At 62.8% G+C, this 15,629-nt stretch carries 15 protein-coding genes; 10 read left to right on the top strand and 5 right to left on the bottom strand.

Features of this window, described 5'->3' with window-relative positions; all coding sequences use genetic code 11:
* The first annotated feature begins 7 nt into the window (after positions 1-7).
* The 4 genes from C8N32_RS11025 to C8N32_RS11040 all read left to right on the top strand — a co-directional run bounded on the left by C8N32_RS11025 (position 8) and on the right by C8N32_RS11040 (position 4,657).
* Complete coding sequence (locus C8N32_RS11025; RefSeq protein WP_107893043.1) at positions 8-1,501, top strand: UxaA family hydrolase; 1,494 nt, start codon at positions 8-10, stop codon at positions 1,499-1,501.
* Entirely contained in the window at positions 1,501-2,565 is a 1,065-nt protein-coding gene (locus C8N32_RS11030) for a Gfo/Idh/MocA family protein (protein WP_107893044.1), read from the top strand. The genes C8N32_RS11025 and C8N32_RS11030 overlap by 1 nt, the downstream gene beginning before the upstream one ends.
* A 10-nt stretch (positions 2,566-2,575) precedes the next feature.
* Positions 2,576-3,469, top strand: a complete 894-nt coding sequence (locus C8N32_RS11035; RefSeq protein ID WP_107893045.1) for an NAD(P)-dependent oxidoreductase — start codon at positions 2,576-2,578, stop codon at positions 3,467-3,469.
* A gap of 276 nt (positions 3,470-3,745) precedes the next feature.
* The gene (locus tag C8N32_RS11040; protein WP_107893046.1) at positions 3,746-4,657 is read left to right on the top strand and encodes a DMT family transporter; all 912 of its coding nucleotides are present in this window, start codon (positions 3,746-3,748) and stop codon (positions 4,655-4,657) included.
* A 255-nt stretch (positions 4,658-4,912) separates the two neighbouring features.
* Here C8N32_RS11040 and C8N32_RS14995 read toward each other — a convergent pair whose 3' ends face one another.
* The 5 genes from C8N32_RS14995 to C8N32_RS11060 form a co-directional block, all read right to left on the bottom strand.
* Positions 4,913-5,089 (bottom strand): hypothetical protein, encoded by a 177-nt coding sequence (locus tag C8N32_RS14995; protein ID WP_170106785.1) that lies wholly within the window; start codon positions 5,087-5,089, stop codon positions 4,913-4,915.
* Between the two features lie 79 nt (positions 5,090-5,168).
* Positions 5,169-5,903, bottom strand: coding sequence for an SDR family oxidoreductase (locus C8N32_RS11045; protein ID WP_107893047.1), 735 nt, complete (start codon positions 5,901-5,903; stop codon positions 5,169-5,171).
* 10 nt (positions 5,904-5,913) lie between these two features.
* Positions 5,914-7,695, bottom strand: coding sequence for an IlvD/Edd family dehydratase (locus C8N32_RS11050; RefSeq protein ID WP_107893048.1), 1,782 nt, complete (start codon positions 7,693-7,695; stop codon positions 5,914-5,916).
* Positions 7,696-8,060: 365 nt separating this feature from the next.
* A complete protein-coding gene (locus C8N32_RS11055; protein ID WP_107893049.1) occupies positions 8,061-8,978 on the bottom strand; it encodes an AEC family transporter in 918 nt (305 codons plus the stop codon).
* Positions 8,979-9,077: 99 nt separating this feature from the next.
* Positions 9,078-9,839, bottom strand: coding sequence for an SDR family oxidoreductase (locus C8N32_RS11060; RefSeq protein WP_107893075.1), 762 nt, complete (start codon positions 9,837-9,839; stop codon positions 9,078-9,080).
* Between the two features lie 114 nt (positions 9,840-9,953).
* Between C8N32_RS11060 and C8N32_RS11065 the strand changes: the two genes are divergently transcribed.
* The 6 genes from C8N32_RS11065 (at position 9,954) to denD (ending at position 15,628) form a co-directional block, all read left to right on the top strand.
* Positions 9,954-10,991, top strand: a complete 1,038-nt coding sequence (locus C8N32_RS11065; RefSeq protein ID WP_107893050.1) for an L-idonate 5-dehydrogenase — start codon at positions 9,954-9,956, stop codon at positions 10,989-10,991.
* Positions 10,985-11,587 carry a LysE family translocator gene (locus tag C8N32_RS11070; protein ID WP_107893051.1) on the top strand — a complete coding sequence of 201 codons (603 nt, stop codon included), beginning with the start codon at positions 10,985-10,987 and terminating at the stop codon, positions 11,585-11,587. The genes C8N32_RS11065 and C8N32_RS11070 overlap by 7 nt, the downstream gene beginning before the upstream one ends.
* A 537-nt stretch (positions 11,588-12,124) precedes the next feature.
* Positions 12,125-13,267, top strand: coding sequence for a fumarylacetoacetate hydrolase family protein (locus C8N32_RS11075; protein WP_107893052.1), 1,143 nt, complete (start codon positions 12,125-12,127; stop codon positions 13,265-13,267).
* A gap of 53 nt (positions 13,268-13,320) precedes the next feature.
* Positions 13,321-13,749 carry an SMP-30/gluconolactonase/LRE family protein gene (locus tag C8N32_RS11080; RefSeq protein WP_242509516.1) on the top strand — a complete coding sequence of 143 codons (429 nt, stop codon included), beginning with the start codon at positions 13,321-13,323 and terminating at the stop codon, positions 13,747-13,749.
* Positions 13,750-13,778: 29 nt separating this feature from the next.
* Positions 13,779-14,663, top strand: a complete 885-nt coding sequence (locus tag C8N32_RS11085) for a sugar kinase (protein WP_107893077.1) — start codon at positions 13,779-13,781, stop codon at positions 14,661-14,663.
* On the top strand, positions 14,660-15,628 hold the full coding sequence (gene denD, locus C8N32_RS11090; RefSeq protein WP_107893053.1) for a D-erythronate dehydrogenase: 969 nt from the start codon (positions 14,660-14,662) through the stop codon (positions 15,626-15,628). Before C8N32_RS11085 ends, denD begins: the two co-directional genes overlap by 4 nt.
* Position 15,629 lies beyond the last annotated feature (1 nt).

A 15,629-nucleotide genomic window follows, 5' to 3' on the forward strand; every position in this document is an offset into this window, starting at 1 on the left:
GTCGCCCATGCAAAAAACCATTCGCTTGTCAAAGGCCGACAACGTGGTCACAGCGATCACCCGGCTGGCCCCGGGCGAGGCCGGCGCCGTCGAGCACATCCCGCGCGGCCACAAGCTCGCCACGCGGCCCATCGCCAAGGGAGACAAGGTACGCAAATACGCGCAGGTGATCGGCTATGCCGTCAGCGATATCGCAGCGGGCGCGCATGTGCACACCCACAATCTGGAGTTTCGCCCGGTCGAGGCTGAATACGAGTTCTCGACCAACGTGACCCCGATCATACCCGCGGCACAAGCCGATATGTTCATGGGATACCGGCGTGCCTCGGGCCGGGTGGGAACGCGCAACTACATCGCGGTACTGACATCGGTAAACTGCTCGGCCACGGCGGCACGAATGATCGCCGCGTATTTTTCACCCGACCGGCTGGCCGGCTTTCCGAATGTCGATGGCGTGGTTGCCTTCGTCCATGGCACCGGCTGCGGCATGGCCGGGTCCGGCGACGGATTCGAGGCCCTGCAACGGGTGATGTGGGGCTATGCCCGGCATCCGAATGTGGGCGGGGTGCTGATGACCGGACTGGGCTGCGAGATGAACCAGATCGACTGGCTGGTCGAGGCTTACGGGCTGACACCGGGGCCTTTGTTTCAGACCATGAACATCCAGGACGCGGGCGGGTTGCGCAAGACCGTCGATCTGGGAATCCGCAGAATCGAGGCGATGCTGCCGCTGGTCAATGACGTGCAGCGCCAGCCCTGCCCCGCCTCGGAACTGATGGTGGCCCTGCAATGCGGCGGATCGGATGCCTGGTCCGGTATCACCGCGAACCCGGCGGTAGGATATGCCTGCGACCTTCTGGTGGCACAGGGAGGAACCGGCGTACTGGCCGAAACACCGGAAATATACGGCGCCGAACATCTGCTGACCGCCCGCGCAACGACCCGAGAGGTTGGCGACAGGCTTCTGGGCCTCATACGCTGGTGGGAGGATTACACCGCCCGCAACCTGGGCAGCATGGATAACAACCCAAGTCCGGGCAACAAGACGGGCGGGCTGACCACGATCCTTGAAAAATCGCTGGGTGCGGCGGCCAAGGGGGGCACGACACCGCTGACCGGTGTCTTCAAATACGCCGAACCCGTGACAGCCAGGGGGTTCGCGTTCATGGACAGCCCCGGCTATGATCCGGTCAGCGTAACCGGCCAGATCGCCAGCGGCTGTACCCTCGTGGTGTTCACCACCGGGCGTGGTTCGGCCTTTGGTTCCAAGCCCGCGCCAACCCTGAAGGTTGCCACCAATACCGAGATGTTCCAGCGCCTGACCGCGGACATGGATGTGAACGCAGGACGCATCCTGACCGACGGCGCCAGTGTTGAACAGATCGGGCACGAAATTTATCAGGCATGGCTAAGGCTGGCCTCTGGCATGCCGTCGAAATCCGAGGCGCAGGGGCTGGGGGATTACGAGTTCGTGCCCTGGCAGATCGGCGCGGTGATGTGATGGCCGCGCCCCTGCCGCTGTGCATTGTCGGTGCCGGTACAATCGGGATGCGGCATATCGGGATGGCTCAGAGATCGAACCGCGTGCGCCTGACCGCGGTGGTTGAGTCCGATGCCGCCCGCCGCGGCGGGCTTGCGGATTCGGGCCTGCCGGTTGCGGCCACCCTGGCCGACGTGCCGGCGGATACGCGTGCTGCGGTGATTGCCACTCCGACACCCGCTCACCGGATGAGCGGCGAGGCTGCGTTGCAGCGTGGCCTCGCGGTTCTGATAGAAAAACCTGTCGCCGTCACGCTGGAGGATGCCCGCGCCCTGCTCGCGACGGCACAGGCGCGCGGGCTGCCCCTGATCGTGGGGCATCATCGCCGCTGCCACCCGTTTGTCATGGCCGCCCGGCAAGCGGTGCAGGAGATGGGGGAACTGGTCGGGCTTCAGGGAATGTGGTGTCTGCGCAAACATGCGGCCTACTACGAACCCGAATGGCGCAGGCGCGTCGGGGCCGGACCTCTGATGACCAATCTGAGCCATGAAATCGACCTGCTGCACTTTCTGATCGGAGGGATCGCCGAGGTCACGACGCTAACCTCATCGGCCCGGCGCGGGCTGGCAATCGAAGACACCGCCGCGATGGCGTTCCGGTTCGAAAATGGCATGCTGGGCTCGTTCCTGGTTTCGGATGCCGGTGCGTCCCCCTGGAGCTTCGAAACGGCGACCGGCGAGAACCCTGCAATCGCCGTCTCGGGCGAGGATTATATTCGCATCGCCGGGACCGAAGGCGCACTGGCATTTCCATCGCTGACCCGCTGGGGCAGGTCCGCACCGGGAGAGATCGAATGGTCGAAACCGCTGCGGCGCAGATCCGGGCCGGGCCTGCAGAAAGTGGACCCGTTGCTGGAACAACTGAACCGTTTTGCCGTTCTTGTAACCGGCAAGGATGATGACGTGCTGTGTTCCGGTGCGGACGGGATCGCGGCGCTGGACGTGACGCTGGCCGCGGCGCTGTCTGCCAAAACCGGGCATCCGGTGCGCGCCGGCGCGGTGCCGGCAGATTACAGGGGAGCATGAGGAGATCCTAATGACCAAACCAACCATCGGATTTATCGGGCTCGGGCTGATGGGCCGGGCCATGGTCGAATGCCTTCAGCGCGCAGGCTATGACGTTACGGTGCTGGGCAATCGCGACCGCACCGGAATCGCAGAGGCGCTTTCCCGTGGCGGGCATGAGGCCGGAACGGCGCGGGACCTGGCGGCAAGCTGCGATATCGTCATGATTTGTGTCGGCACGTCAGCCCAGGTCGAGGCGCGCATCTATGGCGATGACGGTGTGCTGGCGGGGATAAGACCTGGCCAGGTGGTGATTGATTTCGGCACCTCGCTGCCCGCTTCGACGCTGAAGATTTGCGATGATCTGAAGGCCAGGGGGGCTGCCTATCTCGACGCGCCTCTGGGACGCACCCCGGCCCATGCCAGGGAGGGGCGGCTGAACATCATGTGCGCGGGGGATGACGCCGCCTATGCGCAAGTCAGGCCAGTGCTCGATGTTATCGGTGAAAACGTCTTCCACCTCGGCAAATCGGGCAATGGCCACACCATCAAGCTCATCAACAATTTCTACGGCATGACCCTCGCCATGGCGATGGCCGAAGCCTTTGCTCTGGCCGACGCGGCGGGGGTCGAGCGCCAGGCGCTTTACGGGGTGATGTCGGCGGGACCGCTGCATTCGGGCATGATGGACTTCATCCGCAACTACGCAGTGGACGGGCAGATCGATCTCGCCTTTTCGGTGGCCAACGGTGCAAAAGATATCGGCTATTACCGCCAGATGTCCGGTGATCTGGGGCTTTTCAGCCGTATGTCAGGTGCTGCCGATGCCACCCTGCGCGAGGCAAGCAATGGCGGCGATGGCGAGATCATGATCCCGCAAATGGTGGACTGGATGGTGCGGCATCTGGAGTATGAACAATCATGACACGGGCAGACAAACGCACCGTCACGGCCGCGGCGGGGCACCCGGCAGGCGGGCCCGCACCGTGAACACTTCGTCACTGCACGGCCGGCCGAAGCCCACGGGCGCTCTGACAAGACCCCGACCCACCTGCCGATGGGCCGTTGGGCGGGTCGGGAGACCGCGCAAAAGATCGCGACCGCGGCAGTCCATGTTGCCAGCGGCGAAAGCCGGCATATCCCGGGCAATGCGTAACCAACGATGGCGGCATGACCCTGCAACCAGCCTCGGAGAGACCTGTTGAGCGCACCGAGACCTCGTGAGGACCGCATTGCCGCCGGCCTGTTGAGCATGTTCTGCGCGGTCCTGTTTTTCACCTGCATCGATACCTCGGCAAAGTGGCTTACGCTTGCCGGTCTGCCGGTTTTGCAGGTGGTCTTTGCGCGGTATTTCGGGCACTTCGTTTATGCCGCGATCATCTACCTGCCGCAGGAAGGCGTCGAGGCCTTCCGGTCGCGGGCACCGGTCAAGCAATTCTTCCGCTCACTTTTTCTGTTCGGCTCGACAGTCTGCAATTTCTTCGCGCTGCAATCCCTGCCGATCACGGTGACCACAACGATCATGTTCGCCGGGCCTGTCGTCGTGACCCTTCTGGCGATCCCGATTTTGGGTGAGAAGGTCGGGCTGCGCCGGATCGTGGCGGTCTGCACCGGTTTCTTGGGTGTTCTGGTCGTAATCCAGCCCTGGGGGGCCGCGTTCCACCCGGCAATGCTTTATTCGCTCGCTGCGCTGGTGATCGCCTCATTATACTTTATCATGACGCGCATGCTGGCTGGCGTTGAAACCAACGCGACCCAGCAGGTTTGGTCGGCCGGGCTGGCGTCGGTTGCCCTGGCGCCCTTCGGCCTGTCCGTCTGGGTCTGGCCCCAGAGCAACTTGCAATGGCTGATCCTGTGTCTGATCGGCTTGTTCGGCTTGGCCGGTCATATTCTCGCGACGACCGCCCATCGCTGGGCCGATGCGTCGATCCTTGCACCAATCATCTACGTTCAGGTTTTTCTGGCAGCATTCGTGGGGATCGTGGTCTTTGCAACCTGGCCCACGGTCTGGACACTGGGCGGAGGCCTGATCATCATTGCATCGGGGCTTTATATCTGGCACCGGGAACGGCGCGCGGCACCCCCACATACGCAAGCCGATCGGTCTTCGTAATGTCTCTTGCCCTGGCAAAGCACCGCCGGGTCGTTCGGCTCCGGTCTGGGCGCCGCGCATGGCACCCACCAGCCTTGGCATGCCCGCGGCGGACCTCCATGTCGCCATCATCCGTCGCCCCTTGGCCGGGAGAAACTCACACCGATGCGCGGCCCGGCGTTTCGAGACCGTGTTTATCCCGATACATCCGTACGAACGCTTCGCCACCGGCTTTCAACACGCCGGAGTTGCTGTCTGGCCGGATCGGTGAGGGCGTCATGAGGCACGGTTCACGGCCATGTAGCCCGATGACATGGCCCCGACTTGCGAAAACGGATCGGAAACCTTGCTTTGCGCGGCATCGGGGGCGGTCAGATCGCAGGCAACGCATTTCTTGCCCCTGCCCGGCTCATCCCCGCCGAGGGCGCCCGACAGCAGCCAATCGCGGCGCATTCAGTCAGGCCGGACGGATCTGCTGAGCCATTGTCCCGGCACCGCCGGTCACAACCAGGCGGTTGATTTTGCGGATGGGTCATCCCCGCCCGATAAAAGGCATGTTCGTCGCCATCACCGTCATGAACTGCACATTGGCCTCCAGCGGCAATTCGGCCATGTGCAGGACCGACCGGGCGACATGGGCCACGTCCATCACCGGTTCGACGGCGATCGTGCCATCGGCCTGAGGGACGCCCCTGGTCATTTTCTCGGCCATATCGGTCAGCGCATTCCCGATATCGATCTGGCCGCAGGCGATGTTGAAAGGCCGGCCATCAAGGCTGAGGCTGCGGGTCAGGCCCGTGATCGCATGTTTTGAGGTTGTATAGGGGGCCGAGCCCCAGCGGGGCACATATGCCGAGACGGACCCGTTATTGATGATCCGCCCGCCTTGCGGGTTCTGGCGGCGCATCAGGCCAAAGGCAGCACGGGCGCAGATGAAACTGCCGGTGATGTTGATGTCGATGAGTTTGCGCCACTCCTCGATGGAAATCTCGTCGACCGGCGCTCCGGGCAGGCTGACGCCTGCATTGTTGAAGATCGCATCGAGACGCCCCCATTCCTGCATGGCCGTGTCGAAAGCGGTCTCGACTTGCCTGCCGTCGGTCACGTCGCAGGGCAAGATCAGGGCATCGGCGTTCCCGCCCGCGGTTTCCTTCAGCGATCCGGCGCGGCGCCCGGCCAACCCGACGCGCCACCCGGCGTTCAGAAACGCACGGGCGGTTGCACGGCCCACACCGCCGCCACCACCGGTGATAATGATGGTTTTCATGGCCTCCCCCTCAGTGATTGTCGCGCGGCAGGTCGCGACCGACCTTCTGATAAGCTGTGGCGAGTTCAAGGCAACCGCCATCGGCCAGTTGCCCCACATGGGTACGGTAAATCTCCTGCCACGGGGTCTGGCTGCGAATTTCCGGCGCCTGCCAGGCGTCGATGCGGGCCTGCCATTCGGCCTCGTCGACCAGCGCGTCCATGGTCGAGGCATTCAGGTCGAGCCGCACCCTGTCACCGGTCTTCAGGTAGGCCAAACCGCCCCCCACCACGCTTTCAGGGGAAGCGTTGAGAATCGAGGGACTTTCCGACGTGCCGGATTGGCGGCCATCCCCAACCGTGGGAAGGTGGCTGATCCCTTGCCGGATAATGGCATCGGGGGGCTGCATGTTCACCACCTCGGCCGAGCCTGGATAGCCGACACAGCCGACACCGCGTATGAACAGAATGGTATGTTCGTCGATGCCAAGCGCGGCATCGTTGATCCGGTCATGGTAATCCTCGGGCCCCTCGAATACCACCGCGCGGGCCTCGAAAACGCCTTCATTGCCAGGCTCCGACAGGAACCGCTGACGGAAATCCTCCGAGATCACGCTGGTCTTCATCAGCGCGGAATCGAAAAGATTGCCCGACAGAACCTTGAAGCCCGCATTCGCGCGCAACGGCGCATCATGGGTGGTGATCACCTCCCTGTCCCGGCTTTCCCAGCCCTCCAGATTGACGCCAACGGTTTGACCGGTCACCGTCATCGCGCCCGCGTGGATACGGCCCGCCTTCATCAATTCACCCATCACCGCCGGCACGCCACCCGCGCGGTAGAAGCTCTCACCAAGGTACTTGCCCGCGGGCTGCATGTTGACCATCAGCGGCACGCCGAAACCGATGGTCTCCCAGTCCCGGACGTTCAGATCGACACCGATATGCCGCGCGACAGCCTGAAGATGCGGCGGCGCGTTGGTCGACCCGCCGATGGCGGCATTCACGACAATGGCGTTCTCAAACGCTTCGCGGGTCATGATATCGGACGGTTTGAGATCCTCGAAAACCATCCCGACGATGCGCTTGCCAGTCTCGTAGGCCATTGCCATCCGTTCCCGGAACGGCGCCGGGATCGCGGAGTTGCCGGTCAGCGACATGCCCAGGGCCTCGGCCATGGCGTTCATCGTGCTGGCGGTCCCCATGGTGTTGCAATGGCCCAGGCTGGGCGCCGACGAACAGACCCGGTTGATGAATTCGTCATAGTCGATCTCCCCCGCGGCCAGCAGGCGGCGACTTTCCCACACGATCATGCCCGAACCTGACCGTTTGCCATTCCACCAGCCATCCAGCATCGGCCCGCCATTCAGGGCGATTGCGGGCAGGTCCACAGTTGCCGCCCCCATCAACATTGCCGGGGTGGTCTTGTCGCACCCCGTGGTCAGCACCACGCCGTCGATCGGGTAGCCATGCAAGACCTCGACAAGGCTCAGATACTGCAGGTTCCGATCCAGCGCCGCCGTAGGCCGCTTGCCGGTTTCCTGGATCGGGTGGACAGGAAACTCCATCGGAATCCCCCCGGCCTCGCGGATACCGGCCTTGATCCTGTCGATCAGGAACATGTGGATCTTGTTGCAGGGAGCGATATCCGACCCGGTCTGGGCGATGCCGATAACGGGCCTGCCCCCTTGCAGTTCCTCTCGTGTATATCCCTGGTTCTGATAACGCTCGACATAAAGCGCCGTCATACCCGGATTATTGGGATTGTCGAACCATTCCTGCGACCGGAATCGTTTGCCAGCACGGGTATCTGCCATCGAATCGTCCTCTCGTTCGCCCTGTACCGCGGCCCCTGCGGAACACGGCCCTTGTGACAGCATTCCCACTTGGTATACCAAATGCAAGGGCAAAGCTTGCCGATACCGGGGCATTCGAGGGATTCTTCCAAACCAAAGATGCCGCTGGCTTTTTCGGTGCCGATATTCGCCCGATGCGCATCTCCAATGCTCTGGTCACAGGAAAACTGCCATGATCGAAGAACCGCCCATTCTGACCCTGCACCGGGATTTTGCGCGCCCCGCTGTCGTTTTGCGCAAAAATGTTCATCAGCCTTTCACAGCGGATTCGGTGTGACCTGTAATGAGCAGGGAACAGTATGTGTTCATGCCGTAGATTCGAGGCCTTACGAGGCGAGAACGATCATGATCGGGAGAGTAAAAATCGCAAGGATGGTTTGCCACATGAGCAGATGGGCATAGAGGTCGGCGTCCCCGCCCATCTGCTTTGCGACGATGTATCCGTTGGAGGCGGCGGGCACGGCGCAGATCAGCATCCCGCAGAGCATCTGCGTGTTGTCCAGGCCAAAGGCTTGCCCGATCAGCCAGAAAATCGCTGGCCCGACGACAAGCCTGGCAACTGTTCCGAATGCCAGCGGCCACGACACTGCGATCAGCTTTCTGAAATCAATCGAAGCGCCGATGGCAAGAAGCCCTATGCCGATGGCGGCCTGACCGATTGTCTTGAGGGTGCTTTCGGCACTGGAGGCTAGCGATACGCCTGAAAAGTTGAGGAAGAGGCCGATGGCACAGGCGAGGATGAGCGGGTTGGTGACGATGTTCTGAACTGTTTTGCGGACATTGATCGGCGTGTCGCCATACGTCGCCAGGACCACGATGTTGAGAACGTTCACGAAAGGAATGATGAAGGCCATCGCGATTGAGATCAGGGCGAGGCCGGGTTGCCCAAGGGCCTGTGAAGACAGGGCCAAGGCGATGAATGCATTCCAGCGCGTCGTCGCCTGAAAGATCGTGGTGAGCTGAGGGTTTCCAAGAGCCGAGTGCGGGATTACGAGCCGGGACGCCAGAACCAGGATTCCGGTGATGGAAACTGTAATGAGAAGCGCCCAAATAAATTCGCCGAGCTGGGAGAGCGCAAGATCGGACTGGTAAATGGATTGGATGATGATCGCCGGGATGAGCACCTTGAAGCTAAGCTGCTCGATCCCCGTCCAGTTATCGCGGGGGACTGCCCCAAAGCGTTTCGCAAGGTAGCCGACCGTGATGGTCAATATGATCGGGAGTACCAGAAGGCCGACGGTCATTCTGCTGCGGGCCTCTGCCAGAGGAGAGGCATCAAGGCTTCATCTTGTGCACACGCCGATGAAGCGACAACCGGTTCCCTGTTCATGTTCCGACCTCCTTCAAAGGCTCGCCGTGATACCGCCATCGACAAACAGGGTGTGACCGTTGACAAAGCTCGCCGCATCGGATGCAAGAAAAATACAGGCGCCGACCAGTTCCTCGACCTCGCCCCAGCGGCCTGCGGGCGTACGTTTTTCCAGCCAGGCGGAGAACTCCGGATCGGCCACCAGCGCGGCATTCAGCGGAGTGTCGAAATAACCCGGCGCGATGGCGTTGCAATTGAGCCCGTATTTCGCCCAATCCGTCGCCATTCCCCTGGTTAGATTGGCCACCGCCCCCTTGCTCGCCGTATAGGGCGCGATGCCCGGCCGGGCGAGCCGCGCCTGCACGCTGGCGATATTGATGATCTTACCCGACCCGCGCCCGATCATATGCCGTGCTGCGGCCTGGCCGACGTAAAAAACCGAGTTGACATTGACCCGCATCAGCCGGTCGAAATCCTCCGGCTCGAACGCCTCGAGCGGTGTGCGATGCTGCATACCGGCATTGTTGACGAGGATATGGAGCGGACCGGTCTGTGCCTCGTACCCGTCGATGGCCGCACGCACCGCTTCGGCATCGGTGACATCGAAGGGCAACGTCTCCACCATTACCCCTCCGCGGCGCAGAACGTCAGCAGCTTCGTCCAACCGTTTTGCGTTCCGGGCGTTGATCACCAGCCGCGCGCCCGCCTGAGCCAGCCCCCGCGCCAGCCCCAGGCCGATCCCCATGGATGACCCGGTCACCAGTGCTGTGCGGCCTGTCAGATCGAAGAGCTTCATCTTTTCCCCCTGCGCGGGCATCCCCGGGCATTGACATTTCCGGCCGAACCCGCCTTGATAAATGGTATACCATTTCTGTGGCGATGCAAGAACAAGCCCGGAGGAGAAGCGGCGATGAAGGCGCTCTATGCCTATGCAGCGCAGGATTTACGCCTGGAAGAGTGCGCCGATCCCGCACCCGGCCCGGGCCAGGTGCGTGTGCGGATGATCCGGGGCGGCATCTGCGGTTCGGATTTGCATTACTATAATCACGGTGGGTTCGGTGCCGTGCGCCTGCGCGAGCCGATGATCCTTGGGCATGAAGTCGCGGGCAAGATCGATGCCCTGGGCGACGGCGTTGACGGGCTGTCAAAAGGCGACCTTGTGGCGGTATCTCCCTCGCGCCCTTGTGGCACCTGCACCGAATGCCTGCGCGGGCTGGCAAACCAGTGCCTTAACATGCGCTTTTACGGCTCTGCCATGCCGTTCCCGCACATCCAGGGGGCTTTCCGCGAAACGCTCATCGCCGACGCGGAGCAATGTGTGCCCGCAGGCGGACTTTCCGCCGCCGAGGCCGCAATGGCAGAACCGCTTGCCGTTGCCCTGCATGCGGTGCGGCGGGGCGGTGAAATACTGGGCAGGCAGGTTCTGGTGACCGGCTGCGGCCCGATCGGCGTATTGGCGATCCTGGCGGCGCGGCGGGCCGGGGCTGCCCGGATCATCGCCACAGATCTCGCCGAAAACGGGCTCCGTTTCGCCCGCGAAGCCGGTGCGGATGCAACCCTGAACACCGCCAATGACCCGGACGCGCTTGCGCCCTACACCAAGGGCAAAGGCCGCCTCGACCTGCTGTTCGAATGTTCCGGCGCCGATGCGGCGCTTGGCAACGGCATCGCGGCCCTGCGCCCGCGTGGCACAGTGGTACAACTGGGCCTGTCGGGCGACATGCGCCTGCCGATGGTACAGATCACGGCCAAGGAACTGTCCATCTGTGGCTCGTTTCGCTTTCACGAGGAATTCTCAGTGGCCATCGCGCTGATGTGCAAGGGACTGATCGATGTCAAACCCCTTATCACGCATAGCTTTCCCTTGCGCGATTTCAACACGGCCTTCGCCACGGCGTCGGACCGGAGTCAGGCCATGAAGGTGCAACTGGACTTTGCCGAATGCTGACCTTCGCCGTCGCCGTTTTATTCCTGATCATCACGCCGGGTCCCGGGGTGATGACCACGGCGGGTTTCGGTGCGGCCTATGGCTTCTCGCCTTCCCTGCCTTATGTGATTGGTCTCTTCATCGGGACCAATCTGGTCATGCTGGCGGTGATGAGCGGACTGGCAGCGGTCATCCTGTCGACGCCCTGGCTGCGGACGGGGCTTATGCTGGCCTCGGTCGCTTATCTGCTCTACCTTGCCGCGCGGATCGCCTTTGCCGGGGCGCGGGTCGCCTTCATACGGGCGGAACAGCCGCCCGGCATCGCCGGCGGCGTTCTTTTGCAGGCGATCAACCCAAAGGCCTACGCGGTCAACACCTCGCTCATCACCGGGTTCAACTATGCGCCCGACGCCTTCCTGTTCGAGATGATGACCAAGGCCGCCATCCTCAACACGATCTGGATTCCGGTCCATCTGGCATGGCTCTGGGCCGGAGTTTCGTTGCGCCGTCTCGACCTGACCGATCGCACGCAGCGAACGATCAACATCCTGATGGCGCTGTCGATGCTGGGGGTCGTGGCGCTTGCGCTCTGGTCGATGGCGCACGGCACCGAATGAAGCGACCAGACAAAAGGTGACGGCCCCGCGACCCACTCCATCCGTTCCGGTATCTGGCCCGTGGGCCCCACTCCGCTCCGGTCGGACGGCAGGATCGATACCGGGGGATGAAGCCCGTGCGCGATTGCATGAGCGGCCAGCAAGTTGGGGGCCTGTGCGCCCCCGCCGAATTTTCAAAACGACTCCTGACCCCGGATTCAGGGCGCGAAACGCTGCCCAGACTGTTGCTGGAACATTTGGCAGGCCAGGCCAGGCCCGGCGCGGGCGCGACAAGACCTGTCATGCCGATGCGCCGCCCGGTGCGCCAGCCTGCCTGGAAAACACCGCGGATATCCCGATTACCCTGCCCATCCATTACGCGCCGGGCCCCGGTGACGGGCGATGCGGCCAGCGGCCCCGGCAGCCGACATATGGCTGTCTCCGGCGGCCCAAAACCCGATATAACAAGGGTGAACCGCGTCATGCGGCGAAAACCGGGTCGACCCCGCAAGATCCTCAACCCCGGCAAGCCGTTGCCCCGACCCCCAGGAGCCCGCAATGATCCCTGCCGATAAAAAAGCCCTGCTGGTCGGTCGCGTCTGGCGACCCGGTATTGGTCCGGCGCTGGTACGGCTGGACGGGAATGCGGTGACGGACATCACTCATCGCCAAATACCAACGATGCAGGCGCTTCTGGAGACGGAATATCCCGCCGCAACGGCCCGTGCCGCGCCCGGCGACCCGTTCTGTATGCGGGCCGCGCTTGAGGTGGCCTCCACCGAAACCGCGGGCGGGGACGATCTGCGCCTTCTTTCCCCGCCCGACCTTCAGGCAATCAAGGCGGCGGGCGTCACCTTTGCCGAAAGCATGGTCGAGCGGGTCATCGAGGAGCAGGCGGCGGGCGATCCCGGTCGGGCCGAGACGATCCGCACCCGCGTCAGATCCGTAATCGGCGACAGCCTCTCGGGGATCGAACCCGGATCGGAGCAGGCCATGCAGGTGAAGGCGGTCTTGCAGGAGGAAGGTCTCTGGTCGCAATATCTTGAAGTCGGCATCGGGCCGGATGCGGAGGTCTTCACCAAGTGCCAGCCCATGGCCGCCGTCGGATCCGGCGCGGCGGTGGGGTTGCACCCGATCTCGTGCTGGAACAATCCCGAACCCGAAATCGTGCTGGCGGTGAACTCAAGGGGTGGGGTCGTCGGCGCCACGCTTGGCAACGATGTCAACCTGCGCGATGTCGAGGGGCGTTCGGCACTGCTGCTGGGCAAGGCCAAGGACAACAACGCCTCTTGCGCCATCGGCCCGTTTCTGCGGCTTTTCGATGGCAATTTCGGTCTCGAGGATCTCCGCAAGTCGGTATTGCGCATGCAGGTCGTGGGGCAGGACGGATTCGTACTCGAAGGTCATTCCTCGATGACCAGGATCAGCCGTCGGCCGGAAGATATCGTCGCCCAGACCATCGGGACACATCACCAATACCCCGACGGCTTCTTTCTGTTCCTCGGCACCATGTTCGCACCGGTGAAAGACCGTGACAGGGCGGGACAGGGCTTTACCCATCACCCGGGCGATATGGTGACGATTCATGAGCCATCCCTGGGGACCTTGCAAAATACCGTGCGTCTCTCCACAGAATGCCCGGAATGGAAATTCGGCACGGCTGCGCTGATGCGGAACCTTGCAGGACGGGGGTTGCTATGAAGACCAATGAAATTTTCGACAAGAGCCGCGGCCCGCTTGGGGAATGTCCAGTCATGCATCCCGAACGCAAACAGTTTTTCTGCTTCGATAGCGCCACGCACCGTCTGTATGCACACAGCGGGTTTGCCTATTTGACCGACACACCAGCCGGATTTTTCCGGCACAAGACACTGGATGGCAAGGGCTGGCCCGCAGACGGCCACCGTCCCGACGGGGCGGTTGCGGATACCGGTGGCGATATGTGGTGCACGCGTTACGGAAACGCCGGATCCGCAGTGTTTTCCCGTCAGGACGGGGACCTTCAACTTCACGATTTCCTGCCCGCGCATACGACCTGCCCGGTATTCGGTGAGGCAGAGCAGCGGTCACTGTTCGTCATCCCCGCCCATCAGAAAACCAAGGCCCAAACCGGCGGTGGAGGAAACACCTTTTGCCTGCCCGTCGGGGCGGCCCGTCAGCCAGAACATCGGGTGATCCTGTGACCGGGTCTTTCCTTTCCATTGGCGAATGCATGGTCGAACTGTCCGACGCGGGCAACGGACTTTACCGTCGCGGTTTTGCGGGGGACACGTTCAACACCGCCTGGTACGCTCGCCGCCTTCTGCCTGCGGAATGGACCATAAGCTATGGCAGTTGCATCGGAACCGATGCGGTCTCGGCCGAAATGTGCGCTTTCATGGCCGGCGAGGGCATCGACACGACAGCCCTGCGACGACTGGAGAGCCGCACCGTTGGCCTTTACATGATCAGCCTCGACGCGGGCGAGCGCAGCTTTTCCTACTGGCGCGGGCAGTCGGCGGCACGGATGCTGACAGAGGACCGGGTCTGGCTGAGAGGAATCCTGTCTGAACGCGACATTGTCTATTTTTCCGGGATCACCCTGGCGATCCTGTCGTCACGGGGGCGCGACAGGCTTTGCGACGCGCTGGCCGAAGCACGCCGGGGGGGGGCTCAGATCGCGTTCGATACCAACCTGCGCCCGCGTCTTTGGGAAGATCGCGATACGATGCGGGCGGGAATGCGGATGGGGGCAAAGGTTGCCGATGTGGTGCTCCCCTCCTTCGACGAGGAAAGCTGGCTGTTCGGTGATGCCACGCCTGCGGACACCATAGCGCGCTACCGCGACTGCGGCGCGCGGATCGTTGCGGTCAAAGACGGCGGTCGCGCGCTGACCCTGTGGGACAGTGGTGGTCCGCGATCACTACCGGCAATCATGGTGCAGGATTTTGTCGACACGACTGCCGCCGGCGACAGTTTCGCCGCGGCCTTCCTGGCCGGACTGGCCAGTGGGAAAAATCCCGACGCGGCCGGTCGCAGCGCCATGGAACTGGCGGCAAAGGTCATTCAATTCCGGGGGGCGCTTGTTCCCGGAATATTTCAGGGAGGCACGTCATGAACATCCTGATCATTGGCGGCGGAGGCGTAATCGGTCAGAAACTCGGCCGGGCGCTCGCGGCGCGCGGAGAGTTGCGTGGGAAAGTCATTTCAGGGATCACCCTCGCCGACATCGTCGATCCGGCGCGGATTCCCGGCAGTGCAGTTCCGGTCAAGACCGTTGTCTGCAACATCGCCGACCCGGCGTCGGTCGCAAAATGTGTTACGGCGGATGTCGATGTGATCTATCTGCTTGCCGCGGTCGTCTCCGCCCATGCCGAGGAAGACCTCGACGCGGGTCTTTCGATCAACATGATGGGCACCCTCAATGTCCTACAGCACGCCCGTGCGTTGGGAACCAGGCCCGTTCTGGTCTTTACCTCCTCTATCGCGGTAAATGGCGGCGAGGTCCCCCAGCCGTTCACCGATTACACGGGCCTCAACCCGCAAACCTCCTACGGCGCGCAAAAGGCGATTGGCGAGTTGCTGGTCACCGATTTCTCGCGCCGGGGCCTGATAGATGGGCGCGGTTTTCGCCTGCCTACGATCTCGATCCGGCCCGGCAAGCCGAACCGCGCGGCATCGGGTTTCATGTCGTCGATCTTTCGCGAACCGTTGCAGGGACGAACCGCCAACTGCCCGGTTTCTTCCGATTTCAACCACTATTACCTGTCGCCGCGCAAATGCGTTGAAAACCTGATCAAAGGGGCCGAATTGCCCGCCGAAGCCCTGGGCCTGAACCGGTGCATGCCCATGCCCGGGCGGGTCTGGACCATCCGGCAGATGATCGACGCGATGACAGCGGTGGCCGGGTCCGGGCCCGCCCGCCTGATCAGCTGGGAAAAGCAGCCTGGGCTGGATCTGATCCTTGATGGCTGGCGCATGGATATCCGCGCCGACAAGGCCGAAAGCCTGGGGTTGGAGGCGGATGCAAGCTTCGAGGACAATATCCGCTATTTCCTCGAAGACGATCTGCCGGGCGCGTAAG

It is taken from the genome of Rhodovulum imhoffii, from assembly GCF_003046545.1.
Classification (GTDB): Bacteria; Pseudomonadota; Alphaproteobacteria; order Rhodobacterales; family Rhodobacteraceae; genus Rhodovulum; species Rhodovulum imhoffii.